The sequence below is a fragment of the Lactobacillus sp. XV13L genome (assembly GCF_059900875.1).
Window position 1 is genome coordinate 1 of the sequence record NZ_JBWXGD010000006.1, and the last position, 25,048, is coordinate 25,048.

The following is a 25,048-nucleotide window of genomic DNA, read 5'->3' on the forward strand; positions in this document are numbered from 1 at the left end:
CGCCGAGAGTAGTTGGTGGGAGACTGCCTGCGAGGGTAGGACGCTGCCGTGCTTTATGGAGGATTAGCTCAGCTGGGAGAGCATCTGCCTTACAAGCAGGAGGTCACAGGTTCGAGCCCTGTATCCTCCATACCGAGTCGTTAGCTCAGTCGGTAGAGCATCTGACTTTTAATCAGAGGGTCGACGGTTCAAGCCCGTCACGACTCATGGCCCCATTTTGCGGGTGTGGCGGAATTGGCAGACGCGCTAGATTTAGGTTCTAGTGTTCTCGGACGTGTGGGTTCAAGTCCCACCACCCGTATTCGCCAGTATTGTACCATATTTACATTATGCCGATTTAGCTCAGTTGGTAGAGCATCTGTCTTGTAAACAGGGGGTCGTACGTTCAAATCGTATAATCGGCATTACATATTTATGCGGAAGTAGTTCAGTGGTAGAACATCACCTTGCCATGGTGGGGGTCGCGGGTTCGAATCCCGTCTTCCGCTTTCATTACTTGCCGGGGTGGCGGAATTGGCAGACGCACGGGACTTAAAATCCCGCGGTTGGTTTCAACCGTACCGGTTCGACTCCGGTCCTCGGCACTTAATGACGCACCCTTAGCGCAACTGGATAGAGTGTCTGACTACGAATCAGAAGGTTGAAGGTTCAAATCCTTCAGGGTGCATATAACGGGAAGTGGCTCAGTTTGGTAGAGCACCTGGTTTGGGACCAGGGGGTCGCAGGTTCGAATCCTGTCTTCCCGATTAGTAATCTTTTTGTGGTTACTTTATTGGCGGTGTAGCTCAGCTGGCTAGAGCGTCCGGTTCATACCCGGGAGGTCGAGGGTTCGATCCCCCCCGCCGCTATTTGCTAGAGCTTGGACCTTTAGCTCAGTTGGTTAGAGCAGACGGCTCATAACCGTCCTGTCGTAGGTTCGAGTCCTACAAGGTCCATTTGATGGGTTTTGTACTTTTATATTAACATCGCGGGATGGAGCAGTCTGGTAGCTCGTCGGGCTCATAACCCGAAGGCCGGTGGTTCAAATCCACCTCCCGCAATATGGTCCATTGGAGCAGTGGTTTATCTCGCCTCCCTGTCACGGAGGAGATCATCGGTTCAAATCCGATATGGACCGTAAGATGGCTCGGTAGCTCAGTCGGTAGAGCAAAGGATTGAAGCTCCTTGTGTCGGCGGTTCGATTCCGTCCCGCGCCATTAACAAAATAATTTTGTGCGGGTATGGTTTAGTGGTAAAACGAAAGCCTTCCAAGCTTTAGTCGCGAGTCCGATTCTCGTTACCCGCTTTTTGGGGCCTATAGCTCAGCTGGTTAGAGCGCACGCCTGATAAGCGTGAGGTCGATGGTTCAAGTCCATTTAGGCCCATTATGGAGACTTACTCAAGTGGCTGAAGAGGCGCCCCTGCTAAGGGTGTAGATCGGGTTATTCCGGTGCGAGAGTTCAAATCTCTCAGTCTCCGTTTATAAAAGCCTTCAATTGTCACGATTGAAGGCTTTTTTGTCTCTTTGGCAAACATCCTGTTGATAGAGTTTGATAATATTTTTGATCGAGCATCAGGTGACTGAAGCTGCGGTAGCCGTATGCAGTGCGTTCAATCTGTTTGATCTTGCGGTTGACCCCTTCTAGGCAGCCGTTAGATTCTTTGTACTTGGCTGCGTTAAGCAGGTTAGATAGATTGTCCTTGAAAGTTTTGCGCGTAGTCCTCATCTGCCAGCCTAATTTTTCTAGCTGGTCAAAGGGCTTGAGATAGAGTCTTCAGAAATATTTGAGCAGGCGATAATTGCGACTAGCCTGGGATACTGCTTCATGATCTGAATGCGGCAGGCGTTAAATGAGCGGTTGAGCATCTGGACGACGTGGAAGCGGTCCAGAATCACCCGAGCATTCGGGAAAAGTTCCTTGGCCATGCCCGCATAATAGTAGTTGAGGTCCATGGAAACCGTTTTGACGCGGCGGCGTACAAGCCGGGGTAATGTCTGAAGTAGGTCATGATGGCCTGCTTATAGCGTGTTGGCAGGATCTTGACCACCTGGTTAATTTTCAGGTTAGGGTCTTTAATGTTGAGTAAAAGTTTAATATAATCAAGTTGAGAGGTCATTAGTAAACTCCTAAATAGATCTGAAGAGTAGTGTCAAAAGATATATGGCAAGAGGGTTGAGGGCCTCTTTTATTGTGCCCAAAAAATCCTGCTGGTAGCATATCATAGAAGCTAGACTAAGATATCTATCAACAGGATTTCTTATAGAGCACTTTTACGTGCTCTTGCCACTACTGTCGCAAGAAAAAATTTATAATATTTGGTTGGATATCAAGCAAGCAAATTGTTTGGTGCTGTTAGGATTTGTTTAAAATCATTACCATTCAAGATCAATTGAATGCATCTGGCGAATGATGATAATGACTTTATATCAGATGTTATAGCTAAATATATATAACCAATAATGTGGACCGTGACCTCTATTCTACAACTAAATTAAAGTAATAGAAATAAACTATGCAGGCATATGCCACTGCTATTGTTACAATTGATCAGGTCAACAAGGAACTGGAAAAGGAATGGCAAGAAGCCATTAGTAAACTTCAAGGTAGTTACGGTTCAGAGGCAATTACTTCTAGTGTTAACGGGCACGTTTAGCCAAAAAGTTTCTGATAGCAACTCGATGGCTGAGTTTGAAGCTGCGAAGCTAAAGGCGGAGCAGAATATTGCCAAAGCTGTTATCCAGGACGCGGCTGCGAGCGCTAAGAACAGAGTCGATGAAGACGAAGTCAAGCACAAGGACGGCAGCAAGTTCGCAGACAGTGAGAAGGCTACAATCAAGGCTAATATTGACAAGGCAGCAGCTGATGGCGTGGGTAAAATCAGCACAGACAAGACTGCTGGTGAAGCCAACAGCATTTGTGACGATGCGGTCAATATTGATGGCAAGTCGTTAAGATTGGTTCACGATGCATATAATTGGGATTATCTGACAAATCGCTTCTATAACTAGAACCAAGCAAAATGCATCCAAAATGCCGGGCACCATGTTAGTAAGTTAAAAATCATTGCTAAATGAGTGTGTCAAAGTTGCCTGACTTTGCCGCTAAGCGGCAATTGCTAAATGGTGCGGGGGAGAAGTGTTATGGTGGCCAGCAGCGGGTGCTGTTTGGTGCTACTTAATGAAGATAAGATAAATTGGCTTTTTTTATTTAAAGGACTTGCAAGTTGACTTGTAATCCTGTATTATGAATAGCGTTGTGATTGAGTATGCACGCACGAATAAATTTATCAAGCGCGAAAAAGTTGTTGACTTTTACGGGTGAATTAGGTATTATAATTAAGCGTGTTGTCAATGTAGCAGCAATATGACCCGTTGGTCAAGTGGTTAAGACATCGCCCTTTCACGGCGGTAACATGGGTTCAAATCCCGTACGGGTCATTACCGTTATTGGTATATTTACATTTTGGAGGATTACCCAAGTGGCTTAAGGGGACGGTTTTGAAAACCGTTAGACGGTTCTGCCGTGCGTGGGTTCAAATCCCACATCCTCCTTTAATATTAGCGCGGGATGGAGCAGTCTGGTAGCTCGTCGGGCTCATAACCCGAAGGCCGGTGGTTCAAATCCACCTCCCGCAATATGGTCCATTGGAGCAGTGGTTTATCTCGCCTCCCTGTCACGGAGGAGATCATCGGTTCAAATCCGATATGGACCGTAAGATGGCTCGGTAGCTCAGTCGGTAGAGCAAAGGATTGAAGCTCCTTGTGTCGGCGGTTCGATTCCGTCCCGCGCCATCAGCCTGGAGGAGTAGCGAAGTGGCTAAACGCGGCGGTCTGTAAAACCGCTCTCTCTGAGTTCGGCGGTTCGAATCCACCCTCCTCCATAATAGGGATATAGTATAAAGGTAGTACATCGGTCTCCAAAACCGCTAGTGTGGGTTCAATTCCTACTATCCCTGTTTAACCTTCATGGCGGAATTGGTGAAGGGGTTAACACACCGGTTTGTGGATCCGGCATACATGGGTTCGAATCCCATATTCCGCCCTAGCATTGGGATATAGCCAAGCGGTAAGGCACTAGACTTTGACTCTATTATGCGCTGGTTCGAATCCAGCTATCCCAATCTATTAATAAAATATTATTCGATGGCGGTGTAGCCAAGTGGTAAGGCAGAGGTCTGCAAAACCTTAATCGTCGGTTCAAATCCGATCCCCGCCTTAGGTGGTTCACTCATTGAACTATTCTTAACAAGATATTATGGCGGTGTGGCGGAATTGGCAGACGCGCCAGACTCAAAATCTGGTGTCCGTTTAGGACGTATCGGTTCGACCCCGATCACCGCTATCAGTTAGCAGCTCCAAGCAGGAGCTGCTTTTTTGTTATAAAAAGCAGGTTTTTCTTTCCAAAAATTGCACAAGCAGGACCAAATCTTTATAATACTTCTAGATGGAGGTGTCTACATGAATATTGGTATTTTTACCGATACATATTTTCCCCAGCTGAGTGGTGTGGCGTCATCGGTTAAGACGCTGAAGGAGGCGCTCGAAGAGCAGGGGCACAACGTTTTTATCTTCACGACGACCGACCCGCACCTTGAGAAGGGGATGGTTGAGGCCAACGTCTTCCGCTTCAGCAGCGTGCCGTTCATCTCCTTTACCGACCGGCGCGTAGCCTTTAGAGGCTTCTTTGAAGCGACCAAAATTGCGCGCGAGGTCAAGCTGGACGTCGTTCACACGCAGACCGAGTTTGCGCTCGGGATGATGGGCAAGTATGTTGCGCACCAGCTAAAAATCCCCGCAATCCACACGTACCATACGATGTATGAGGATTACCTGCATTACGTCTTAAACGGACACTTGCTCCGCCCGTACCACGTGAAGCAGTTTACGAGTGTTTTTCTTAAAAATATGGACGGCGTCATTGCTCCAAGCACGCGCGTACAGGCGTTATTAAGGCGCTACAAGGTGACAATTCCAATGAAGGTTATTCCGACCGGTGTGGACGTTGCCAGCCTTAAAAAGCCCGCAACGCACGATGTCCGCAGCGAACTCGGCATATCACCGGATGCCCCGGTTTTATTGACCCTCAGTCGGATTGCCGAAGAGAAGAAGATCAACCGCATTTTGAACGTCATGCCGGAAATTGTCGATGAGTTCCCCTACGTACAGCTGGTAATTGCCGGGGACGGTCCCGGCGTCGAAGTCTTGCAGGAGCAGGTGGAGCGGCTGACGCTCGAGGACAACGTGATTTTCACCGGGGACGTTCCGCATAGTGATGTGGGCTCGTTTTACCAGATGGCTGACCTGTTTGTTTCCGCCAGCGACACCGAAACACAAGGGCTGACTTACATCGAGGCACTGGCTGCTGGTACCAGGTGTGTCGTTTACGACACGGACTACACGGAGGGCGTCTTTAATGATGCGTCTTTGGGCACGGTCTTTACCCGCCCCAGTGAAATGCGCGATCAGATTTTGTTCTACCTGCGGCAGGGACGCCAGGCCATTCCCGAAGATAAGCTGACGGCGAAGCTGGACCAGATTTCCGCACGGCGTTTTGGCAGCGAAGTGCACCGGTTTTACGAAGAAGTAATTGCGAATTACCAAGAAAGTTCTAAAGAGGAAACAAATGATTAGGATCAACATGTTCTCACAAGCTACATCAGTCAAGGGCCAGGGCGTAGGATCGGCCTACCAGGAACTAATCACCCTGCTCAGGACGCACCTGGTTGACGAATTTTACGTAACCAACAACAAGTACGGTGTGAGCGATTTGACCCATTATCATACGATCAACCCGACTTACTTTGCCAATAGCTTCTCACCGGCGCGCGGCCGCAAAATCGGCTACGTCCACTTTTTGCCGGAAACGCTGGAGGGTTCGGTTAAACTCCCAAAAGGCGCCAAGAAGATCTTTTACCGCTACGTCGTCGACTTCTATAAGCGCATGGACCAGATTGTTGTTGTTAACCCAATCTTCATCGATAAGCTTGTCAAGTATGGCATCAAGCGCAAAAACGTGAGGTACATTCCCAACTTTGTGGCCAGGGATGAATTTTACCCCGAGTGCCAGGAACAAAAAAATGCGTTTCGGCACCAGTTGGGCATTCCGCTGGATAAGTTTGTTGTCTTTGGCGACGGTCAGGTGCAGGCCCGCAAGGGTGTGGACGACTTTGCCAAAATGGCGAGGGCCAATCCGGACATGCAGTTCATCTGGGCGGGTGGCTTTTCGTTCGGCAAAATTACCGACGGCTACGACCACTTCAAGGAACTAGTCGATAACCCGCCACAAAACCTGCAGTTCACGGGAATCATCGACCGCAGCCGGCTGGTTGATTACCTCAACGTTGCCGACCTCTTCGTGCTTCCATCTTTTGATGAGCTTTTTCCCATGTCCGTTCTCGAGGCCTTCAGCTGTGGTACGCCGGTGCTGCTCCGCGACCTTGACCTGTATGAGGCAATTATTAGCGGGTACTACATGAAGGGCAGCGATTTTGCGGAAATGAACGCACGGCTGCGCCAGGCGGCCGGTGACCCTGTGCTTTTGAATAAGTTCAGGGACTTATCTCGGCAGGCGAGTGAAAAGTATTCAGAAGACAACTTGGTCCGGATTTGGAGTGACTTTTACCACGAACAGTATGAAATCGGGCGCAATTTAGGACAAATACGCTGATGAATAAAAAACATTTTTGGGGCGTTCTGGTTGTTTTGGCAATCAGCTGCGGCGTTTTGTACCTTGACCTGAAAAAGACGCCGGTTAGGCAATTGGTTGGGGCCGCCCGCAACATCAATGTGGCTGTCTTAATCGTGACCATGCTCTTGATGCTTTTATCGTACGTCTTCGAAGCCAGCATCATAGCGGTCCTCGCCCAGCGCAAAAACGAGCCACACCGGTCGAGGTGGGCTTTTTTGCGCATCCCGCTGATTCAGGCCCTCTTCAATGCGATCACGCCGATGTCGACCGGTGGTCAGCCGTCACAGTTGGCCGCCATGGTGCAGATGGGCATCGAAGGTGGACGCGCGACGTCCATTCTGTTAATGAAGTTCATCATTTACCAGGTCGTCGTTTTTTTTGCCTACGTGGTGACGATCGTTACCGGCTTTCACATGGTGGCAGCCAAATTTGCCGGGCTGGCCTTTTTCATTGCGTGCGGCTTCGCAATCCACGTCAGCTCGATCGTTTTTTTGCTGGCGGTCTTGTTTGCCCACGATTGGACGAAGAAGACCGCCAACCGGCTGATGGACCGGCTGGCCCGGGTGATTAGTCCGAACCGGGTGGAGAAGTGGCGCAAAAATACGGTGGCGAAGATTGATACTTTTTACGGGGAGAGTCAAAAGCTCAAGCGGGAGAAAAAGAAGTTGGCACTGAGCGGCCTCCTGACGGTGCTGCAGCTACTGTGCTTCTATTCCATTCCCTATGCGATTCTAGTGACGCTGAACGTTGCGGCCGACTGGGCGAGCGTCACGCAGATGAACGTGATGATCATCATGTTCATGTCAATTGTGCCGCTTCCGGGCGCGTCAGGCGGTGCCGAGTACAGCTTTCAAACGCTCTTCGCGACTTTTATTTCCACCCGGGGAAGCCTGGTTTTGGGCATGTTTTTATGGCGCTTTGTGACCTATTTCCTGGGCATGATCCTGGGCATTTTCGGCTGGATGGTCAAACCGCCCCAAATTTTTAGCTCCAAAAATAATTAATTTTTGCTAAAATCACTAGGCTTTGGTCCAGTTAAGGGTAATATATTAGCTTAGTGAGAGGAGAATGGGATGACACGCACCAAGTATTTTATGCAGTGGTTGACTAAGACCAAACTTGGTTTTTTTACCTTTGTTCTAATATTATTTTGGTTAAAGACATACCTGATATACATAACCAAGTTTAACCTGGGTGCGGAAGGCTCGATGCAGAACTTTCTGCTGCTGGTCAACCCGCTGCCCGCGGGAATATTGCTGCTTGGGCTCGGCCTCTTCTTTAAGGGGCGCAAGTCGTACTGGATTATTATCACAATTGACCTGGTGCTCACCCTGTGGCTGTTTTCCAATATTTTGTATTACCGCGAGTTCTCTAATTTTTTGTCGCTCTCGATCATCAAGACGTCGGGATCAACTGCCGATAATTTGGGCAAAAGCATTGTGGGCATTACCCGTGCCAGCGATTTTTTGGCCTTTCTAGACGTTGCGGTTGTTTTCGGCTTGATGTGCGCACGGGTGATTCGATACGACTTGCGGCCTTTAAAGCCGCGGTTTACTGTGCTCGTAGAGGGACTGGCGGCCGCCTTGATTGGGGTCAACCTGATGATGGCGCAGGCGGACCGTCCCGGTCTGTTGACCAGGACCTTTGACAACAGCTATATCGTGAAGTACCTGGGCATCAATGAGTATGCGGTCTATGACGGCTTCAAAACGGCCCAGACCAGCGAGCAGATGGCCAAAGCCAACGTGTCCGACCTGGGATCGGTTAAAAAGTATTTGAAGTTCAACTACGTTAAGCCGAACCCGCAGTACACGGGCGTGGCCAAGGGCAAGAACGTCATGGTCATTCACCTGGAAAGCTTTCAGCAGTTTTTGATTGGCTACAAGTGGAAGGGCAAGGCGGTGACGCCCAATTTGAACAAGCTCTTTCATTCTAAAAGCACCCTGAGTTTTGCCAACTTTTACAACCAGGTGGGCCAGGGCAAGACCTCGGATGCCGAGATGATGCTGGAAAATTCACTGTACGGCCTCCAGTCCGGATCAGCGATGTCCAGTTACGGGACGTCGAATACGTTCGAAAGCGCCCCGGCAATTCTGCACCAGCAGGGCGGTTATACTACGGCGGTAATGCACGGCGGGGCCGGGTCCTTCTGGAACCGCAACAATGCCTACAAGCAGTTCGGCTACCAGTACTTCATGCCGCTGTCCTACTATGAGAACAAGCCCAAGTACTACATCGGCTACGGTCTCAAGGACAAGATTTTCTTTTCCCAGTCGATCAAGTACATCGAGCGCCTGCCGCAGCCGTTCTACCTGAAGCTGATCACGGTAACCAACCACTACCCCTATGACCTGGACAAGCCCAACCAATCAATCGAGCGAACGGATACCGGCGATGAGACGGTCGACGGCTACGTCCAGACTGCACGCTACCTCGACCAAGCAATCGGTCAGCTTCTCGCCTGGATGAAGAAGACCGGTCTTGCTAAAAACACGCTGCTTGTCCTTTACGGCGACCACTACGGGATTTCCGGCAACCACCACAAGGCAAGCGCCCAGCTGCTCGGACAGGACGAGTTCACTGATTTTGATAACCTGAAGTTTCAGCGGGTTCCCCTGATGTTCCACATGAAGGGACTAAAGGGGGGCGTTAAGAAGACGTACGGCGGCGAAATTGACGTGTTGCCAACCTTGCTCAACCTGCTCGGAATTAATAGCCGGAAAACGATTCAGTTTGGTCACGACCTGCTGAGCAAAGACGCCCCGCAGCTGGTGGCGCAGCGCAATGGCGACTTCATTACGCCGCAATACGCCAAGGTGGGCAGCACCTACTACGATGTTCGGTCCGGCCAGGAGATTGTTGATCCCCCTAAAAAGCTGCAGGTGCGGCTGGTTGGCCTGTCGAACAAGGTCACCACGCAGCTCTCCTTGTCTGACCGGGTGATTGCGGGCAACCTCCTGCGCTTTTACAAGCCGAAGTGGTTTAAGAAGGTCGATCCGCACGATTATGACTACAATAGTGCTGCGGCGCTAAAGAATCTTTACGCCAAGAACAAGACGTCCTTGTGGCATAAGAATCACAATAAGAGCACGCAGAAGGATTTTAGGACCGACGCGCCTGAACTAGAAAAATAAAACTCGAATTAAATTACATTTTGTGCTAGAATTTATCAGTAATCGTATTTAAATATTGGAGGCAGCGTATTGTATAACTTATTTATGACGCTACTAATTATTGTTTCAATTTTAATCGTTGTTGCAACGATGATGCAGCCGCAAAAACAGCAAGATGCATTGAATGCCCTATCCGGCGGAGCAGTGTTTAGTGGTCAAACAAAAAAACGCGGTTTTGAGGCATTTATGGAAAAGGTGACGGCGGTCCTGCTGGTTCTCTTTTTCGCTTTTGCAATTGTATTAGCTTATTTGTCTTCAAAATAAGCGTTGGTTCCTCCCGATCAAGCGATGGGGGGATTTTTTATTTTTAAGGAACGGAGATTAAGTGCATGGCACAAAATGAGCATATTTTAGCTAGTGTTTTAGAAATCTTTCGCCATCACCCCAAGAAACAGTATCAAGTAGAAGAAATTGACCGGCTGTTGCGGCGCGACCGCCTCGGCAATTTTTCCGATATGGTCAAGGCACTGTCTTTTTTGGAACAGAAAAAGCAGATTATTACCGACGGCAACGGTCGTTACCAACTGGCCCAGGAAAACACTGTGGTCACCGGTTCATTTAAGTCCAACAGCAAGGGCTTCGGCTTTGTTAAGCTTGATGATGACGAGGAGGCAGACGATGTCTTCATCGCTAAGGAGGCGACCGCGTGCGCACTGGATGGCGACCAGGTGCAGGTCAAGATTACGGCTGGGGGCAACACTTGGAACGGCAAGGGTCCTGAAGGCCAGATTGAAAAGATCCTTGAACGCGGCGTTACCGCTGTGGTGGGCGAATTTCACCCACTGACGGACGCCCAGGTCAAAATCAGCCACTTTATCGGCTACGTTGTAAGCACGAACAAGAAGCTGGCTGACTACCGCGTGTACGTCGGCCAGGATGGTTTGCGGCCGCAAAAAGGCGATATTGCCAAGGTTTCCATTAAGGAATATCCAACCAAAAACAACCCCGATTCACTGACTGGGGTTGTTACAAGCGTGATTGGCAATAAGAATATGCCCGGCGTTGACGTCATGGCCATTGTTTCGAGCCATGACGTGCGTACCGAGTGGGATGAGGATGCGCTGGCACAGGCCAACGCCATTCCCGACCACGTGACGGAAAAGGAAATGGCAGACCGCGAGGACATCAGGGACCAGCCGGCCGTGACGATTGACGGCGACGACTCCAAGGACTTCGATGATGCGGTTGTATTGTGGAAATTGCCCAACGGCAACTTTCACCTCGGTGTGCATATTGCCGACGTTGCGCACTACGTCAAGGAAAAGACGCCACTCGACCAAGAGGCCTTTACCCGCGGCAACAGTACCTACCTGGTTGACCGGGTGATTCCGATGCTGCCGTTCAGGCTTTCTAATGGCATCTGCTCGCTCAATGAGGGCGAGGACCGGTTGGTTTTGTCGTGCGACATGGAGATCACGCCGGCAGGCGAGCGGGTAAACTACCGTATTCACCCTTCGGTGATGCGTTCGCACGGCCGGATGACCTACAATAATGTCAACAAGGTCCTCGATCCGGACAACCATGAGCATTTGGCGGACAAGTACGTCAAGCTAGCACCAATGCTACAAGATATGGCGGAATTGCACAATGCCCTTTACCAGCAGCGGCACCACCGTGGGGCAATCGACTTTGAGGAGCCGGAAGCAAAGATTATTGTTGATGACAAGGGCAAGCCGACCGACATCGTTCTGCATGACCGGGGAACGGCCGAGAAGATGATCGAATCCTTCATGCTGATGGCTAACGAGACGGTAGCGGAGGACTTTTACCGGAAGCACGTGCCGTTTCTTTACCGGGTGCACGAGACGCCGGACGGCGAGCGCATCAAGAGCTTCTTTGAATTTTGCAGTGCCTTCGGACTGCATATAACGGCTGACCCCAACCACGTTAAGCCTGCGGACCTGCAAAAGGTGGTGGCTAAGACAACGGGCACGCCCGAGGAAGCCGTCGTGCAGATGATGATGCTGCGGAGTCTGAAGCAGGCGCACTACTCGGAAGAGCCGCTCGGCCACTTTGGGTTAGCCGCCAAGTTTTATACGCACTTCACCTCGCCCATCAGGCGTTATTCCGATTTGATGGTGCACCGGATGATTCATGCATACAGTGCTGAGGGCACGGGCAAAGAGGTGCAGGACCACTTCAAGAGCTACCTGCCTGACGTTGCCGATCAGACTTCAACGCAGGAACGCGTTTCGGTTGACACCGAGCGCGAGGTGAACGACCTGAAGATGACGGAATACATGGAAGACCAGGTCGGCCAGCACTTTGATGCAATCGTTTCGTCGGTGCTCAGTTTTGGGATGTTTATCCAGCTGCCGAACACGGTGGAAGGACTCATCCACATCTCAAATTTGACCGATGACTTCTATAGCTTTAACGAAAAGAATATGACCCTGACCGGTCGGGGCACGCACAAGCAGTACCGCGTGGGGATGCCGATTAAGGTGACGCTGACGAATGCAAACGTCGAGCAGCACCAGCTGGACTTTGAGGTCTACGACCCCAACGCTCCTAAAAATCCGCACAACAATCGTGCTGCAGGCAACCGCAGGCGCGGCAACCGCGGCTTTCACAACGATCACGGTCGACGCGGCGGAAATGGCGGCAATAACGGCAAGTTCCGCCACAACGGCAACCACCCGCACATTAGCAGATACAAGCATTAGGGTAGAAAAGTGAAGAAAGAAAAGAACGAAAACTTAGTTGCTCAAAATAAAAAAGCCCACCATGATTACTTTATCAAGGAAACTTTTGAGGCCGGTATCGCGTTGACCGGTACTGAGATTAAGTCTGTCCGTGCTCGCCGCATCAACTTGCGGGACGGCTACGTGCAGATTATTAACGGTTCTGCTTTTTTGGAAAATGTGCACATCAGCGAATATAAGCAGGGCAACCGCTATAACCACGAACCGCTGCGCCAGCGCCGCCTCCTGCTGCACAAACGGGAAATTTTGCGGCTGGCTAAGCAGCAGGCAGAACGGGGAATTGCGCTTGTTCCTCTCAGGGTTTACCTCAAGCACGGCTTTGCCAAGGTTTTGATTGGCGTAGGCCTGGGCAAGAAGAAGTATGATAAGCGCGAAACGATTAAGAAGCGCGACCAGGAGCGTGAATTGCGCCGGCAGTATAAAGTTTGAATTTAAGGTTTGATTAGCTTGCTAATTAAACTTTTTTATTGCAGCTATATGGACGCAAAGCCAGAAGGAAGGGCCAGCTGACCGCTTATTTTGCAATGTTTGGGTTTATCCATTATATTATTAGTAAGAGGGGCAAGGCAGCGCTTTTTTGTAGCACATTTGCTCCGGACGCTGAACTTTTGGCCCGAAAGTAGAGCGCATATTTTTAAAAATCATTTTTGTGGTGTATAGTATCTTCTTATACACAGTTTTGAATATGAGAATTTGAAGAATGGAATTTAATGACGTATACAGACATGAACGTGTGACCCGCAAGTTTACCAGCCGCAAAGTTAACGAAAAACTTCTGGCCGAGATTATCAAACGAGCTCAGCAATCTCCGTCCCTGCTCAATTCGCAGCCCTGGAAGGCGTACATGGTAACAGGCAAGGCCCTCAGCAACCTGAAAAATGCCGTAAAACAGAAGATCGACAATAAGATTAAGCCCCACGAGAACTTCGCGACAATGCTAGCGCTCAACTGGGACCCTTATCCTAGTCAGAATATGGCTGCGGTAGGCGCGTTTCAGCCTTATTTTTTCTATAACAAGATGGAATTGTTTACCACCGCAAATAACTCCATGTTTAATGCGCCGGACATTGTATTTCTGACGATTCCACAGTCTTCACCGGCTTGGTCGGTCTACGACTTGGGAATCTTTTCGCAGAGCATCATGCTTTTGGCAATTGACGAAGGGTTAGCGGTCATGCCGGCACACTCGATGGTGTCATATCCGGAACTGGTCCGCAAATACGGACATATTCCCGAAGATGAGCTTGTGGGTATGGCAATCGGCTTGGGTTATCCAGACAAGGCGGCCGAGGTCAATAATCCGAAATATATTCCGGGGCGGCTGCCGTTCGAAAAAATTTATAAATTGGTTAAATAGACATGCTTGCCGGACCACGGAGCGTAGTCAATGCTAGGATAGAGTAAATTGATTTTTTTAAAGGTGATATAAATTTGAGTACTCCCCAAATAGTTACTAATTTAATAGCAACTTTGGTAATTTTTGTTTTCGCGGCCTTCTTTGTGGCCGCAGAATTTGCCCTGGTGCAGACGCGGCCCAGCCAGCTTGAGGACATGCTGAACAACAACACGGGCAACCGGCGCAAGGTCAAGTGCGCACTGCATATGGCACGCAACCTCAACGAGTATCTGTCGACCACCCAGGTTGGTACGACGCTGGTCGGCGTTGTCCTGGGCTGGTTTTCAGCGGATACCTTTGCGGCGCTCTTTGAGCGGGTCCTGCATTTGATGCAGCTGAATCATGCACTGCTTAGGTCCGTCAGTGCTGTTTTGGGCGTAATCATGTTGACCTACCTGGAAGTGGTAGTGACCGAGATAGTGCCCAAGAATATTGCAATTGACATGCCGGTTAAAATGCTACTGAAAATGGTCACGCCGCTGCAGCTTTTTCATACCCTGGTATACCCATTTGTTTGGCTGCTTAATACGAGCTCGAGCGGCCTGCTCTCTTTACTGGGCTTCGAACCCGCGGAAGAAGAAAACCAGGTATACTCGCAGTCCGAAATCATTAAACTCTCCCGCAAAGCGGTGCACGGCGGCGCACTCGATCAAAACGACCTGACCTACATGAAGCGCGCCTTTGAGCTCAACGACAAGGTAGCCAAGGACATCATGACCGACCGGACCAGGCTGATTGTCATCAATGCAACCGACACAATCAGGCAGGCCCTGAAGATGTACCTTGATGAAGGTTCCAGCCGCCTGCCGGTTGTCCGTGACAATAACAAGGACGATATCGTCGGCTACATCTATGCTTTTGACGTTGTTCAGCAAAGCCAGGTTGATGCAAGCGTTCCGGTGACGCGCATTATCCGCACGATGATCACGGTACCGGAGTCGATGCAGATTCAGGATATATTGCACCTGATGATCAAGAAGCACACGCCGATTGTTTTGGTGGTGGATGAATACGGAGGTACCAGCGGCATGGTGACCGATAAAGATATTTACGAAGAGCTTTTTGGCACGGTTAAGGACGAGATTGACGATGTTTCAGACGACTACATCATCAAAGATGAAGGTGGCAACATTCGCGTCTCGGGCAAGACCACGCTCTACGACTTTGCCCGCTACTTCCACCGGGACCTCAAGAGCTTTCAGAACAGCGACATCATCACGATTGGCGGCTACATGATGGAGCACTACCCCGACCTGAAAAAGAATGAGTCGGTGGAACTGGAGGGGTTCAGGTTCACGCTGGACAGTACCGAGCAGGGGTTCATGCGCTGGTTTGTTGTTAAGCCGCAAGAAGAGCGGGAAACGGAATAAGGCCGCACACAATAAAAAGGAATTACCATCCAGGTAATTCCTTTTTTGCTTATCCTTGCTTGTTGTTGGCACGCTTGATTATTTCGGGTTTGACCACGCCAATGTAACGGAGGTTGCGGTAGAAACCCATGAAGTCCAGCCCGTAGCCGACGACAAATTCATTGCCCACCTTTGAACCGTAGTATTCAATCTCGACGTCGGTGTTGCGGTTGGCCTCCTTGTTGAGCAGAACGCAGCACTTCACGCTGCGGGCACCGCGCTTTTTGAGCAGGTCCTTCATGTACTTCAAGGTTAGTCCAGTGTCAACAATGTCTTCAACGATTAGAACGTCGCGGTTCTTAACGTCGCTGGCAAGGTCAGAGATGAGTTTGACTTCGCCGGACGATTCAAAACCGTCGCCGTAGCTGGAAACATCTATAAAATCAATTTCTTCCTTGACGTCCATTTCCCGCACCAGGTCGGTTAGAAAGAAGATGGCCCCTTTGAGGGCACCAACAACTAACGGCTTCTTGCCTGCATAGTCAGCAGTCAATTGCTTGCCCAGCTTAATGCACAGCGCGTGAATGTCCTCTTCGGTAAACAATTTATGATCAATAATACTGTTAATATCGTCGCTCTTCGGCATTTATCTACCCTTCATTTTAAGTAACACAAAATTCCTAATAATCTCGATTATATCATTTTTCTGCTAAAAAGGTACTGCGTATGACGATTTTCGGATAAACTTGGCGCTTGCGGCGGCACAAGCGGGCTCCTTAACGGGCACGCTGACGATTTTGCTGAAAATAAGCTTAAATTGCGCACGCAGGTCTTAAAGTTTTTGCTACAATGAAGGGAGATATTATTCAAGCGAAAGGTCACTACAATGGAAAAAGAACAAGAAATCAAAATGCTCAAAGCATTCTCGGATGCAAATGCCACCTCGGGCTTTGAGGAAGAATTCGTTAAAATGTTTATCGAAAACGTCAAGGAGATCGCCGACGTCAACGTTGATGGCATGCTCAACGTGTACGCTGCCAAGAAGGAAAACAAGGCGGGCCGGCCGGTGATTCAGCTCGATGCGCACTCAGACGCCGTTGGCTTCATTACGCAGGCGGTGCGCCCCAACGGGATGATCAAGTTTGTTCCGCTCGGTGGGTGGGTCAAGTACAATATCCCGGCTCTGCGCGTCAAGATTAGGAACAGAGACGGTGAATACGTGCCGGGCGTTGTTGCCACCAAGCCGCCACACTTCATGACTGCGGCCGAAAAAAACAACGTGCCCGATGTTGCCGACATGTCGATCGATGTTGGTTCGACTTCACGCGCGGAAACTATCAATGATTACCGAATTGATACAGGCTGTCCGATTTTTGTGGACGTTAAGTGCGAATATAACGACAAGTCCGGTCTGTTCTTCGGCAAGGACTTTGACGACCGCTTCGGTGCTGCTGCCATGGTCGATGTCTTGGACAACCTGCAGGGCGAGGAGACTAATCTTAACGTTGTCAGTGCACTCTCCAGCCAGGAAGAAGTGGGCCTGCGTGGCGCCTATGTTACTGCCCGTGCGGTTAAGCCCGACCTGGCCATTGTCCTCGAGTCTTGTCCCGCCGATGACACGTTCACGCCGGACTGGCTCTCCCAGACCGGCTTAAAGCGCGGTCCAATGCTGCGCGACATGGACACGACCTTCTTGCCGAACCCCAAGTTCCAGGAGTATGCTTGCGCATTAGCCGATAAAAACCACATTCCGTACACGCGCTCCGTTCGGACCGGTGGCGGTCAGGACGGTGCTGCGATTTACTACGAGAACGGGGCACCGACCATCGTGATTGGCATCCCGGTCCGCTATGAGCATTCACCGTACTGCTTCAGCGCCTACCATGACTTCAAGGCGTCCGTTGATTTGGCCGTTGCGATTATCCGGGACATGACTCCAGAAAGACTGGCCAGCTTTAGCAAGTTTTAATGGCGCTCTTTTTGGTAAAAGACATGCAGATGAAGCTACGCATGAAAAGAATCATTAAAAAGCAATGGGCAAACGGTTCAGATTGAACAAAAAGCGCCTGGGCGAAAAGTCCCCGGGACAGATAACGTCGAATGTGTTAAACTGTTAAGAGTAAAATAATGAGAGTCACTAGGGGTGCCGCATTAGCTGAGAAATACCCTCCGAACCTGAACGGGATAATACCTGCGCTAGGGAAGTGTTATTGAAGTAGATATGATCGTACTCCTACTGACTTAAGATTAGTTAGGAGTATTTTTTATGTTTACAAGATCATCGAAGTGGAACGTCAAGTCGATTATTCTGATTGCACTGATTGGCATAATCATGGGTGTGGTTTACACCTACGGCTTTAACTGGGCCTTTAATATAGTTAAGTTGGCGTTAGTTTCAACAGGTTATGCGCCACTTACCGACACCGTCTTTTGTGGCCTCTGGTTGCTGGCAGGACCGCTAGCTATGTACTTTGTGCCAACAACAGGGTCAGGAATGATTGGTGAAGCCCTGGCTGCAATTGTAGAAATGGCAATTGGGGGTCAGTGGGGGGCAATTACGGTTCTGCAGGGCTTCATTCAGGGCGCTACCAATGAGATTGGCTTCTTTCCGAAAAAAGAAAACTACCGTAATTTTTCTTGGCGAAGTGTTCTTACAGGGGCCTTTTTTGCCAGTCTTGGTAGTTTTATACCGACCTATTTCTTATATGGCTGGGGTAAGTACAGCGTCCAACTGCAAATTGCCATGTTTATCACAACTGTACTTTCATGTCTTATCTTTGATGGTGTCTTTGCCAAGCTGATTACTAATTTGTTTGATCGGACTTTGCAGCCTCGTGTTGATCATGATTAGTTAAAATAACTAGTAAAAAAGAGTCTGGGAAAAAAGTGCCCTTGAAGTTAAATTAAAAAATTTCACAATTTAAAAAGACCGATAAATCAACGTTTGATTAACGTGATTTGTCAGCCTTTTTAGTTAGATTAGAGTTTTTTCCCAGACTCTTTTTTATTTAATGCTTTTGCCGAGAATAGAATGAACCTTGGTCGTCAACATGTCGATAGCCACGTTGTTTTCACCGCCCTCGGGTACGATAATGTCCGCGTAGCGCTTGGTCGGTTCAACGAACTGGTGGTACATGGGCTTGACCGTACTAAGGTACTGGTCAATGACTGACGCGCTCGAGCGGCCACGCTCGTCCATGTCGCGCTCGAGTCGCCTAATGAAGCGGATGTCATCGTCGGTATCGACATAGACCTTAATATCCATCAAATCACGAATTTCCGCGCTGGCCAGAACCAGGATGCCCTCGAGAATGATGATGTCGGCGGGCTCAACGTGAAGGGTCTTATTGCTGCGCGTGTGGGCCTTAAAGTCGTATATAGGCATTTCAATGGGTTCGTAGCGCAGCAGTGCGGCCAGCTGCTTTTTCAGCAGCGGGACGTCAAACGCATCGGGGTGGTCGTAGTTGATGTTCAGCCGAACGTCCATGGGGATGCCTGTATTATCTTTATAGTATGAATCCTGAGTCATAATCAAGACGTGTTCATTTTCCCGCATTTGCTCGACGATTTTACGCGCAATAGTCGTTTTACCACTGCCTGAACCACCAGTAATGCCAATCACAACGGGCTTTTCGAGTTTTGCCATTTGGATGCTCCTTTTTAATCACTAAACATTTTACTTTATTTTGGAGTGAATTACCAATAGTTGAGGATAAAAATCGCGTCTTTACCGGCGCTTTTTAATTTTGGCTTTGACTTGTTGCGCTTTTCTTATAATATTAAATGTGAAAGCAATAATTTGATTATGAAATGGATAAAAAAATGAACTATAACCTAATGCCAGTAAAATATTTTATTGATGTGGTGCAGACGCATGGCTTTATCTCGGCCGCTAAGCGCAATTACGTTTCTGAGACTGCAGTCAGCTCCGCAATTAAAAAACTTGAGGTCGAGCTGGGTCAGAAGCTGATTAACCGTTCAGTAGGAGAATTAAAGCTAACGCCGGTGGGCGAAGAGTTTTACAGGCGCGCGGTAGAGATAATTAACCTGTATAGCGAAATCTGGCATCACCCTAACTTTGACCCCAAGCAGCTTCTGCGCATTCACTTCCTACCTGGTTTCGAAAATGAGGCGGTGGTGTTTGCCGCAAAGCTCCCGCAGAATTACCAGTTTAGCTTTGACGAAGAAGACTTCGAAACAGGCATCAGACGGCTGATTAATGGTAATTATGACCTGCTGGTCGGCTTTGAGCTGGCCTTTGCGGGCAACAGGAAGGTGGAATGTTTGCCACTGCGAACGATTAGCTTTGATCTCTTGTTGAATCGAGACGAACTTGAGGAGTATAACGGCAATGCACGGGCACTTGCTCAAAAGAGCACAATTTACATGCAGAACTGGCAGTCGACAGGCATCATGAATATTCAGCGGGCAATACTGGAGATATATAACGGTGATGGCTGGGGCTATCAGCAGATTGATCAAATTAACAGTTTTTCCGCGGCCTGCCTCAATGTCAACTATAACGGTGGGCTGGCCATGGTTCCGGAATCCTTTGTCTTGCCCGCCAAGTGCATGAATATTTACCGCTGCTCACCGGCTCATCTACAGGGTGCGTTCACTGTTGTTCTTGCACTAAATGCGGGTGTTTCTGACCAATTAAAAAAAGTCCTTAAGTGGGCAACAACTTAAAGTTATTGACGGCAACTTTTATGTGTTAGCGATTACAAGCAAGCTAGATTAAAATTTATTTGTAAGTTAAATTACAATCAAGAAAGGAAGTAAATAAACATGGATTCTATTTCAACCCAAGTTGTCGTTGTGGGATCTGGTTCATCCGGCATCTCTGCTAGTTTCGAGCTATACCAAAGAAAAGTCCCATTCGTATTGCTAGAAAAGGGTAATAAAGTTGGAGGTGCCGGTAAGTTTGGCGCCCATGGTGTTTTTGCCATTAATTCGGACGAACAAAAGGAACGCAAGGTTAAATACGGTTACCGGGAAGCTTTCACTGGTTTGACCGATTATAATCATTTCTTTGTCAACGGTGAATTATTGGCGCGTTTCTTGAAGCGGTCAGGGGCAAACATCAGTCGACTTGTAGAAATGGGTCTACCAGTGACGGTAGAGCAGAGTGAGCAGAAGGCCCACATGAACGATCCACTTGTCTACCACAAATTTGATAACTTTGGCGAAAAAATAGTCAACTGGGACAAGTTGCCGGCTAAGTTTGAAGCTGCTAACAACAAGGTCTTACTTGAAACTGCGGCGGTGGACCTGGATTATGCAGATGGATTAAAGGCCGTAATTGCTGAAGGCAAGGATGGACACCGCATTAGGATTAAGGCTCAAAAGGTTATTTTTGCCGATGGTGGCTACTGCGGTAATGAGCAAATGCTTAAATCAAGATATTCAGATGCTGCTGAGCTGCTTAACCTGGGTGAGCACAAGTCGGACGGTACGGGCATCAGACTGACCCATAAGCTTGGTGCAGACTGGCGGCATAGCCCGGCTTTGTTTGCTCATGGCTGCGCACCAAGCAGGAACATCAACCCATTGAAGCGGGACAGTGCCGTTGAGACCTTGACCAATCTGCCGCTTCTCTGGCTTGACCAGACTGCCAATCGCTTTGTCAATGAGGATGTGGTCTACGACTTCGCCATGTGGGGCAATGCAGCCCACAACGTGCATGGCAAGTACTACGTTGTGGTTGACCAGAAGACGCTTGACACGTTCAGTCAGACTGAGATTAACCTTGAAGACACGTTTGAGCGCCAATTTTGTAACGTAGGAGAGACCCCGAGAACAACTGTTGGACCGTTATCGCATATTCAAGCGGACTTTGACGAAGCAGTCAAGACGGGAGAAGTAGTTAAGGCAAAGACACTAGAAGAGTTAGCCCAGAAGCTGCATCTGCCACTTGCATCATTGAGAAGAAACATTGATGTATATAACCGGGCGGTTGAAGAGAACAATGATGAAACATTTTTAAAGCCAGCGGACGAATTACTGTTTGGAGTCCATGAAGGTCCGTATTACGCTATCATTGAACACTGTGCAATCTTGGGAACAATGGATGGCATTAACGTTGACCGCAACTGCCAACCGGTCACTGAGGATGGCACGCCGCTCAAGGATCTGTATATTGTCGGCAATAATGCTAATGGTTTATATTCAGACGGCTACCCTAGCTACGAGGGTATTGCCAATGGCTTTGCCTTCGTGTCGGGTTGGATTGCTGCTGAGGAAGCAATTAAAAGTTTAAATTAGTAGGATAAACAAATTGTTAGAGGGAAAAGTTGCAGTTGTTACGGGCGCACCCCAAGGGATTGGTTACGCAATTAGTGAAGAATTTGCTAAGCAGGGCAGCGATGTGGTTTTAACGGACTATAATGACAAGGTAGTAAGCGCAGCTGGAATGCTGGTTGGCGATACCTATGCGGTTACCCCGCCGGGCAGCACCGCCGGTTACGCTGTCTTTTCCGGTCGCAATGCCGTTAGCAGCATATGCAAGGGGGGAAAATAATTACAATGGATACTATTGATAAAGCTTACGTTGCCAAAACGCGAATTGGTGTCCTTGCGGTCAGCATGATTGGCATGGCCGCTCTGGCCATCACGCCATCGTACGCGGCAATTGCCAGAACATTTACTTTGAGCGCTACTAGCGTACAAATGTTGACTTCTCTGCCTAATCTTTTCATGATGTTTGCGGGGATTATCATCGGGAAGCTGACTGCTACCAGAATCAACCTGAAGACTTTGACCGTTGCTTCAATTCTGCTGGTAACGGTTGGCGGCCTCTTGCCGCTGGTGTTCCACACGTCCTTCATGTTCCTAATCTTTTGTTCGTGCCTGGTTGGACTCGGTCAAGGTGCCTGTACCAACCTGACGCAGGTGCTGATTTCGCAGATTTTGCCCAAAAAAGAGCGCGAGGCGACGATGGGCCTGTCGACCACGTTCATCAACATTGGCGGTGTCATCTTCATCATGGGTGGTGGGCAGCTGGCAGCTGCCAGCACATGGGTCAATAATTACTGGATCTACCTTTTCTCATTATTCATTCTGCTTGTGGTCGTGCTCTTAGTGCCCCTGAAACCCAGGGACATTAATCCGGACGCAAGAAGCGGGCAAAATCACAAGATTCACCTGAATAAGTACGTCTTTTACTGCGCGCTGTGGGCCTTTTTGACCATGTTGCTGAACAACGTCCTGAACAATAACATTTCGCTGTTCGTCGTGCAGCAAGGCCTAGGCGCCACTTCCCAGGCTGCACTGACGTCAACCGTTTCGCTAATCGGTGGGATGCTGTGCGGCCTGATTGTAGGCCTAATTGGCAGGCGGTTCAAGTTTTCATCAATCGCTTTATCATTTTTACTCTATGGCTTGGCCTACCTGTTGATTGGCCTCTCCCATTCACTGCTAGTCGTCTTTCTTGGCAGCTTCCTGGTCGGGGCCGCGATGAGCATCGCGATGGGACAGTTCCCGTACCTGATCTCGCTGGTGGTTGACGACAGTAGCGTCTCGATGGCACTGGGCGTGTATGTCGCTATCTACTCAATCGGCGGCGTCATTAGCCCGCTGATCATCAACCCGCTGATTGAGTTAGTTAAGAACATCGGCCTGAACGTTTTTTCCGGTAGCGGAATCCTGGCACTCACAATTAGCTGCATTTGCTTGCTCGTCAAGTTTCAGGAAAATCTGGTCGAACACGCGCTTGACTAAAAGCTAAATAGTTTGATTTAAGAATTCTCCTGCAGTATTAAGCTGCAGGGGGGGTTGTCTGGTCAAAGTTGGTGCCACAGTGGATAATGGTGTTTATAAAGGTGATTTTGAGCGGTGATGTACTTAGAGTTATGAGTGAGCGGTACTTGCTATGACCAGAAAAGAATACCGGGAATTGATGTCACTGCACGATGCAGGCAAGTTGCTATTGTCTCAAAAATACGATTACGTTATGCGCTAAAAAATATGGGCTTGTCGGTGACCGGTGAGGATGATACATACTATGATCAAAAGGTGAAAATTAAGTATGGGGTTAAGGATATTTTCAGCGAGCGTACCATTAAGAAATACAAAATTTTGGATTTCATGGCATTGGTTGTTAAATTTGTGATTATCCAAATCCTGTTCAATTCAGATAATATTCTGTCATGTGGTCTGAACCCCTCCATAATTGAGACAATCTTTGTCACCCCTCAGAAATACAACTATTGTAATTTTAAAAAGGATACTATAATATTGAAATGAGTCCCGAAAGTTAGACAACTTTCGGGGCTATTTTTTAGGTAAGATTGGCATTTTTATCTGAAGTTGTGAAAAGGATTACGCAGTTTTGCACGCCATTTCGTCTAAAAAACTTTGCAAAATCATCTTAGTGAATTCTCTTTAATGATAAAGGGTGTTATGATATACTGTAATAAATATCAATAAAGCGCTTTAACGCTTGTTTTTAAAGGAGGGCTAGAACATGGCAAACTTTTTTGGCAGCAACCTGTTTTACCTGATAGTTTCAGTTTTGCTGATTGTCATCGGAATATATCAGTTGGTAACCAGCGTAGTTTATATCAAAGGCGTATTGCACCAGGGCACGGATAACGGCTTCATGCCGATTGCCATGTGGACCTCGCTATTGATTGGCGTGTTCTTGGTAATTGCAGGAATGATTGGCATTTGGCTTCACGCGTTTTAGACACGGGGGCGGCACGATTGTTGTGGATTTGCGGGCCGTCCTGCTATATGGCGCGTTTTATAAGTGAATGATGGGGCACCAGGCTTGTTAGTCTGATGCCCTTTTTTGACTATGGTGTGTTGGTCGCACTCCGGTTGCTTTGGCGTAAAACACAATTTTTCTTTGGTCTAGACAGAATTAAGCACATTCATGGAAAGCGCTACCGCAATAAGTGTTATAATAATATAAAACGTTGTTATAATTTTTAGAGGAGTAGATTACAATGGCAAAACTAACAATTATGCTGAATTGCAGCGCTGGCATGAGCACTTCATTACTGGTTACCAAGATGCAAAAAGCGGCCGAAGAAGAGGGCATCGACGCCAATATTTTCGCCGTTCCCGCAGCCGAAGCAGATAGCCACATTGAGCAGGACGATTTGGACTGCGTTTTGTTGGGGCCGCAGGTGCGCTACATGGAAAATGACTTTAAGAAAAAGGTCAAAGGCCAGGGCAAGGATGGCAAGGATATTCCGCTGGGCGTAATTGACATGCGTGCTTACGGCTTGATGGACGGCAAGAAGGTCTTAAAGCAGGCTGAAGACCTGATTAACGGCTAAGGCGAGGTAGAGAAATGGCTGAAAAAGAAGTATCCGAAGAAAAAGAACAAGAAACTTTGATGGCCGCGATGGGGCTGATTGCCAACGGCGGCAACGCCAAGAGCCTCGCCTTTGAAGCAATCCGCTGTGCAAAGGCCGGCGATATTGCGGGTGCCCGGGCCAAGCTCAAGGAAGCGGATGAGTCGCTGACCGAGGCGCATAACTCCCAGACCGGGATGCTGACCAAGGAGGCCCAGGGTGACCACACCACGGTAACCTTGCTGGTTGTCCACTCCCAGGACCACCTGATGAATGCAATCACGTTCAGGGATTTGGCCGGTGAGATGGTGGACTTGTACGAGAAGCTGTATGAGGCTAAGGCCTTAGAAAAAGAAGCAGCAGAATAGGTTAAAGCAATTTAAAACGGCGAAGAATAATATCAACCTCGAAATTTAGACGATTTCGGGGTTTTATTATGGCTGAATTCTGCGGCC

At 48.7% G+C, this 25,048-nt stretch carries 24 protein-coding genes, 27 tRNA genes and 1 riboswitch; of the genes, 47 read left to right on the top strand and 4 right to left on the bottom strand.

The window, feature by feature from the left end:
- Positions 1-57 precede the first annotated feature (57 nt).
- From AC2JF6_RS04670 to AC2JF6_RS04745, 16 genes are all read left to right on the top strand, one after another.
- A tRNA-Val gene (locus AC2JF6_RS04670) sits at positions 58-130 on the top strand.
- A 4-nt stretch (positions 131-134) separates the two neighbouring features.
- A tRNA-Lys gene (locus AC2JF6_RS04675) sits at positions 135-207 on the top strand.
- Positions 208-219: 12 nt separating this feature from the next.
- Positions 220-301, top strand: a tRNA-Leu gene (locus AC2JF6_RS04680).
- 30 nt (positions 302-331) lie between these two features.
- Positions 332-404, top strand: a tRNA-Thr gene (locus AC2JF6_RS04685).
- A gap of 12 nt (positions 405-416) precedes the next feature.
- A tRNA-Gly gene (locus AC2JF6_RS04690) sits at positions 417-488 on the top strand.
- A gap of 10 nt (positions 489-498) precedes the next feature.
- Positions 499-584: transfer RNA gene (locus tag AC2JF6_RS04695), tRNA-Leu, on the top strand.
- Between the two features lie 9 nt (positions 585-593).
- Positions 594-667: transfer RNA gene (locus AC2JF6_RS04700), tRNA-Arg, on the top strand.
- Positions 668-672: 5 nt separating this feature from the next.
- Positions 673-746: transfer RNA gene (locus AC2JF6_RS04705), tRNA-Pro, on the top strand.
- Between the two features lie 28 nt (positions 747-774).
- Positions 775-848: transfer RNA gene (locus AC2JF6_RS04710), tRNA-Met, on the top strand.
- Positions 849-861: 13 nt separating this feature from the next.
- Positions 862-935 (top strand) — tRNA-Ile (locus AC2JF6_RS04715).
- 31 nt (positions 936-966) lie between these two features.
- A tRNA-Met gene (locus tag AC2JF6_RS04720) sits at positions 967-1,040 on the top strand.
- A gap of 3 nt (positions 1,041-1,043) precedes the next feature.
- Positions 1,044-1,117: transfer RNA gene (locus tag AC2JF6_RS04725), tRNA-Asp, on the top strand.
- Positions 1,118-1,123: 6 nt separating this feature from the next.
- A tRNA-Phe gene (locus AC2JF6_RS04730) sits at positions 1,124-1,196 on the top strand.
- 18 nt (positions 1,197-1,214) lie between these two features.
- Positions 1,215-1,285: transfer RNA gene (locus tag AC2JF6_RS04735), tRNA-Gly, on the top strand.
- A 5-nt stretch (positions 1,286-1,290) separates the two neighbouring features.
- Positions 1,291-1,364, top strand: a tRNA-Ile gene (locus AC2JF6_RS04740).
- A gap of 4 nt (positions 1,365-1,368) precedes the next feature.
- A tRNA-Ser gene (locus AC2JF6_RS04745) sits at positions 1,369-1,458 on the top strand.
- A gap of 20 nt (positions 1,459-1,478) precedes the next feature.
- Here AC2JF6_RS04745 and AC2JF6_RS04750 read toward each other — a convergent pair.
- A complete protein-coding gene (locus AC2JF6_RS04750; RefSeq protein ID WP_500729626.1) occupies positions 1,479-1,706 on the bottom strand; it encodes a transposase in 228 nt (75 codons plus the stop codon).
- A 17-nt stretch (positions 1,707-1,723) separates the two neighbouring features.
- A complete protein-coding gene (locus tag AC2JF6_RS04755) occupies positions 1,724-1,933 on the bottom strand; it encodes a transposase (RefSeq protein ID WP_500729627.1) in 210 nt (69 codons plus the stop codon).
- Positions 1,934-2,493: 560 nt separating this feature from the next.
- On the opposite strand from AC2JF6_RS04755, the gene AC2JF6_RS04760 reads away from it, so the two are divergent.
- From AC2JF6_RS04760 to AC2JF6_RS04865, 22 genes are all read left to right on the top strand, one after another.
- Entirely contained in the window at positions 2,494-2,634 is a 141-nt protein-coding gene (locus AC2JF6_RS04760) for a hypothetical protein (RefSeq protein ID WP_500729628.1), read from the top strand.
- A gap of 25 nt (positions 2,635-2,659) precedes the next feature.
- A complete protein-coding gene (locus AC2JF6_RS04765) occupies positions 2,660-2,989 on the top strand; it encodes a hypothetical protein (RefSeq protein WP_500729629.1) in 330 nt (109 codons plus the stop codon).
- Positions 2,990-3,346: 357 nt separating this feature from the next.
- Positions 3,347-3,418: transfer RNA gene (locus tag AC2JF6_RS04770), tRNA-Glu, on the top strand.
- 27 nt (positions 3,419-3,445) lie between these two features.
- A tRNA-Ser gene (locus AC2JF6_RS04775) sits at positions 3,446-3,532 on the top strand.
- A 10-nt stretch (positions 3,533-3,542) separates the two neighbouring features.
- A tRNA-Met gene (locus AC2JF6_RS04780) sits at positions 3,543-3,616 on the top strand.
- A gap of 3 nt (positions 3,617-3,619) precedes the next feature.
- Positions 3,620-3,693 (top strand) — tRNA-Asp (locus AC2JF6_RS04785).
- A gap of 6 nt (positions 3,694-3,699) precedes the next feature.
- Positions 3,700-3,772: transfer RNA gene (locus AC2JF6_RS04790), tRNA-Phe, on the top strand.
- Between the two features lie 7 nt (positions 3,773-3,779).
- Positions 3,780-3,861 (top strand) — tRNA-Tyr (locus AC2JF6_RS04795).
- Between the two features lie 4 nt (positions 3,862-3,865).
- A tRNA-Trp gene (locus tag AC2JF6_RS04800) sits at positions 3,866-3,936 on the top strand.
- Positions 3,937-3,949: 13 nt separating this feature from the next.
- Positions 3,950-4,022, top strand: a tRNA-His gene (locus tag AC2JF6_RS04805).
- Between the two features lie 7 nt (positions 4,023-4,029).
- Positions 4,030-4,101: transfer RNA gene (locus AC2JF6_RS04810), tRNA-Gln, on the top strand.
- Between the two features lie 24 nt (positions 4,102-4,125).
- Positions 4,126-4,196: transfer RNA gene (locus tag AC2JF6_RS04815), tRNA-Cys, on the top strand.
- A 41-nt stretch (positions 4,197-4,237) separates the two neighbouring features.
- A tRNA-Leu gene (locus tag AC2JF6_RS04820) sits at positions 4,238-4,322 on the top strand.
- A gap of 116 nt (positions 4,323-4,438) precedes the next feature.
- Complete coding sequence (locus tag AC2JF6_RS04825) at positions 4,439-5,611, top strand: glycosyltransferase family 4 protein (protein ID WP_500729630.1); 1,173 nt, start codon at positions 4,439-4,441, stop codon at positions 5,609-5,611.
- Positions 5,604-6,647 (top strand): glycosyltransferase family 4 protein, encoded by a 1,044-nt coding sequence (locus AC2JF6_RS04830; protein WP_500729631.1) that lies wholly within the window; start codon positions 5,604-5,606, stop codon positions 6,645-6,647. Before AC2JF6_RS04825 ends, AC2JF6_RS04830 begins: the two co-directional genes overlap by 8 nt.
- A complete protein-coding gene (locus tag AC2JF6_RS04835) occupies positions 6,647-7,672 on the top strand; it encodes a lysylphosphatidylglycerol synthase transmembrane domain-containing protein (protein WP_500729632.1) in 1,026 nt (341 codons plus the stop codon). Before AC2JF6_RS04830 ends, AC2JF6_RS04835 begins: the two co-directional genes overlap by 1 nt.
- Positions 7,673-7,741: 69 nt before the next feature.
- Positions 7,742-9,802: an LTA synthase family protein gene (locus AC2JF6_RS04840; protein WP_500729633.1), complete on the top strand. Its 2,061-nt coding sequence runs from the start codon at positions 7,742-7,744 to the stop codon at positions 9,800-9,802.
- Positions 9,803-9,871: 69 nt separating this feature from the next.
- Entirely contained in the window at positions 9,872-10,105 is a 234-nt protein-coding gene (gene secG, locus AC2JF6_RS04845; RefSeq protein ID WP_500729634.1) for a preprotein translocase subunit SecG, read from the top strand.
- Positions 10,106-10,170: 65 nt separating this feature from the next.
- Complete coding sequence (gene rnr / locus AC2JF6_RS04850; protein ID WP_500729635.1) at positions 10,171-12,507, top strand: ribonuclease R; 2,337 nt, start codon at positions 10,171-10,173, stop codon at positions 12,505-12,507.
- A gap of 9 nt (positions 12,508-12,516) precedes the next feature.
- Positions 12,517-12,975 (top strand): SsrA-binding protein SmpB, encoded by a 459-nt coding sequence (gene smpB / locus AC2JF6_RS04855; RefSeq protein ID WP_500729636.1) that lies wholly within the window; start codon positions 12,517-12,519, stop codon positions 12,973-12,975.
- 271 nt (positions 12,976-13,246) lie between these two features.
- Complete coding sequence (locus AC2JF6_RS04860) at positions 13,247-13,903, top strand: nitroreductase (protein ID WP_500729637.1); 657 nt, start codon at positions 13,247-13,249, stop codon at positions 13,901-13,903.
- Between the two features lie 74 nt (positions 13,904-13,977).
- Entirely contained in the window at positions 13,978-15,312 is a 1,335-nt protein-coding gene (locus AC2JF6_RS04865; RefSeq protein ID WP_500729638.1) for a hemolysin family protein, read from the top strand.
- Between the two features lie 49 nt (positions 15,313-15,361).
- On the opposite strand, the gene hpt is transcribed toward AC2JF6_RS04865, so the two are convergent.
- A complete protein-coding gene (gene hpt / locus AC2JF6_RS04870) occupies positions 15,362-15,937 on the bottom strand; it encodes a hypoxanthine phosphoribosyltransferase (RefSeq protein WP_500729639.1) in 576 nt (191 codons plus the stop codon).
- Between the two features lie 240 nt (positions 15,938-16,177).
- Here hpt and AC2JF6_RS04875 point away from each other — a divergent pair, with 240 nt between their 5' ends.
- Positions 16,178-17,260: a M42 family metallopeptidase gene (locus AC2JF6_RS04875; protein ID WP_500729640.1), complete on the top strand. Its 1,083-nt coding sequence runs from the start codon at positions 16,178-16,180 to the stop codon at positions 17,258-17,260.
- A 160-nt stretch (positions 17,261-17,420) separates the two neighbouring features.
- A riboswitch (TPP riboswitch) is annotated at positions 17,421-17,511 on the top strand.
- Between the two features lie 46 nt (positions 17,512-17,557).
- Positions 17,558-18,142 (top strand): ECF transporter S component, encoded by a 585-nt coding sequence (locus AC2JF6_RS04880; protein WP_500729641.1) that lies wholly within the window; start codon positions 17,558-17,560, stop codon positions 18,140-18,142.
- Positions 18,143-18,295: 153 nt separating this feature from the next.
- Here the strand turns inward: AC2JF6_RS04880 and udk are convergent, their stop codons facing one another.
- Positions 18,296-18,937: a uridine kinase gene (udk, locus tag AC2JF6_RS04885; protein ID WP_500729642.1), complete on the bottom strand. Its 642-nt coding sequence runs from the start codon at positions 18,935-18,937 to the stop codon at positions 18,296-18,298.
- A gap of 191 nt (positions 18,938-19,128) precedes the next feature.
- Here udk and AC2JF6_RS04890 point away from each other — a divergent pair, with 191 nt between their 5' ends.
- The 7 genes from AC2JF6_RS04890 (at position 19,129) to AC2JF6_RS04920 (ending at position 24,961) form a co-directional block, all read left to right on the top strand.
- The gene (locus tag AC2JF6_RS04890) at positions 19,129-19,980 is read left to right on the top strand and encodes a LysR family transcriptional regulator (RefSeq protein WP_500729643.1); all 852 of its coding nucleotides are present in this window, start codon (positions 19,129-19,131) and stop codon (positions 19,978-19,980) included.
- A 99-nt stretch (positions 19,981-20,079) separates the two neighbouring features.
- Entirely contained in the window at positions 20,080-21,555 is a 1,476-nt protein-coding gene (locus AC2JF6_RS04895; protein ID WP_500729644.1) for an FAD-binding protein, read from the top strand.
- 13 nt (positions 21,556-21,568) lie between these two features.
- A complete protein-coding gene (locus AC2JF6_RS04900) occupies positions 21,569-21,811 on the top strand; it encodes an SDR family NAD(P)-dependent oxidoreductase (RefSeq protein ID WP_500729645.1) in 243 nt (80 codons plus the stop codon).
- A 5-nt stretch (positions 21,812-21,816) separates the two neighbouring features.
- Positions 21,817-23,010, top strand: a complete 1,194-nt coding sequence (locus tag AC2JF6_RS04905; RefSeq protein WP_500729646.1) for an MFS transporter — start codon at positions 21,817-21,819, stop codon at positions 23,008-23,010.
- 745 nt (positions 23,011-23,755) lie between these two features.
- A complete protein-coding gene (locus tag AC2JF6_RS04910) occupies positions 23,756-23,977 on the top strand; it encodes a hypothetical protein (RefSeq protein WP_500729647.1) in 222 nt (73 codons plus the stop codon).
- Positions 23,978-24,239: 262 nt separating this feature from the next.
- Positions 24,240-24,575, top strand: a complete 336-nt coding sequence (locus tag AC2JF6_RS04915) for a PTS sugar transporter subunit IIB (RefSeq protein WP_500729649.1) — start codon at positions 24,240-24,242, stop codon at positions 24,573-24,575.
- A gap of 14 nt (positions 24,576-24,589) precedes the next feature.
- Entirely contained in the window at positions 24,590-24,961 is a 372-nt protein-coding gene (locus tag AC2JF6_RS04920) for a PTS sugar transporter subunit IIA (protein WP_500729650.1), read from the top strand.
- Positions 24,962-25,048: the final 87 nt, after the last annotated feature.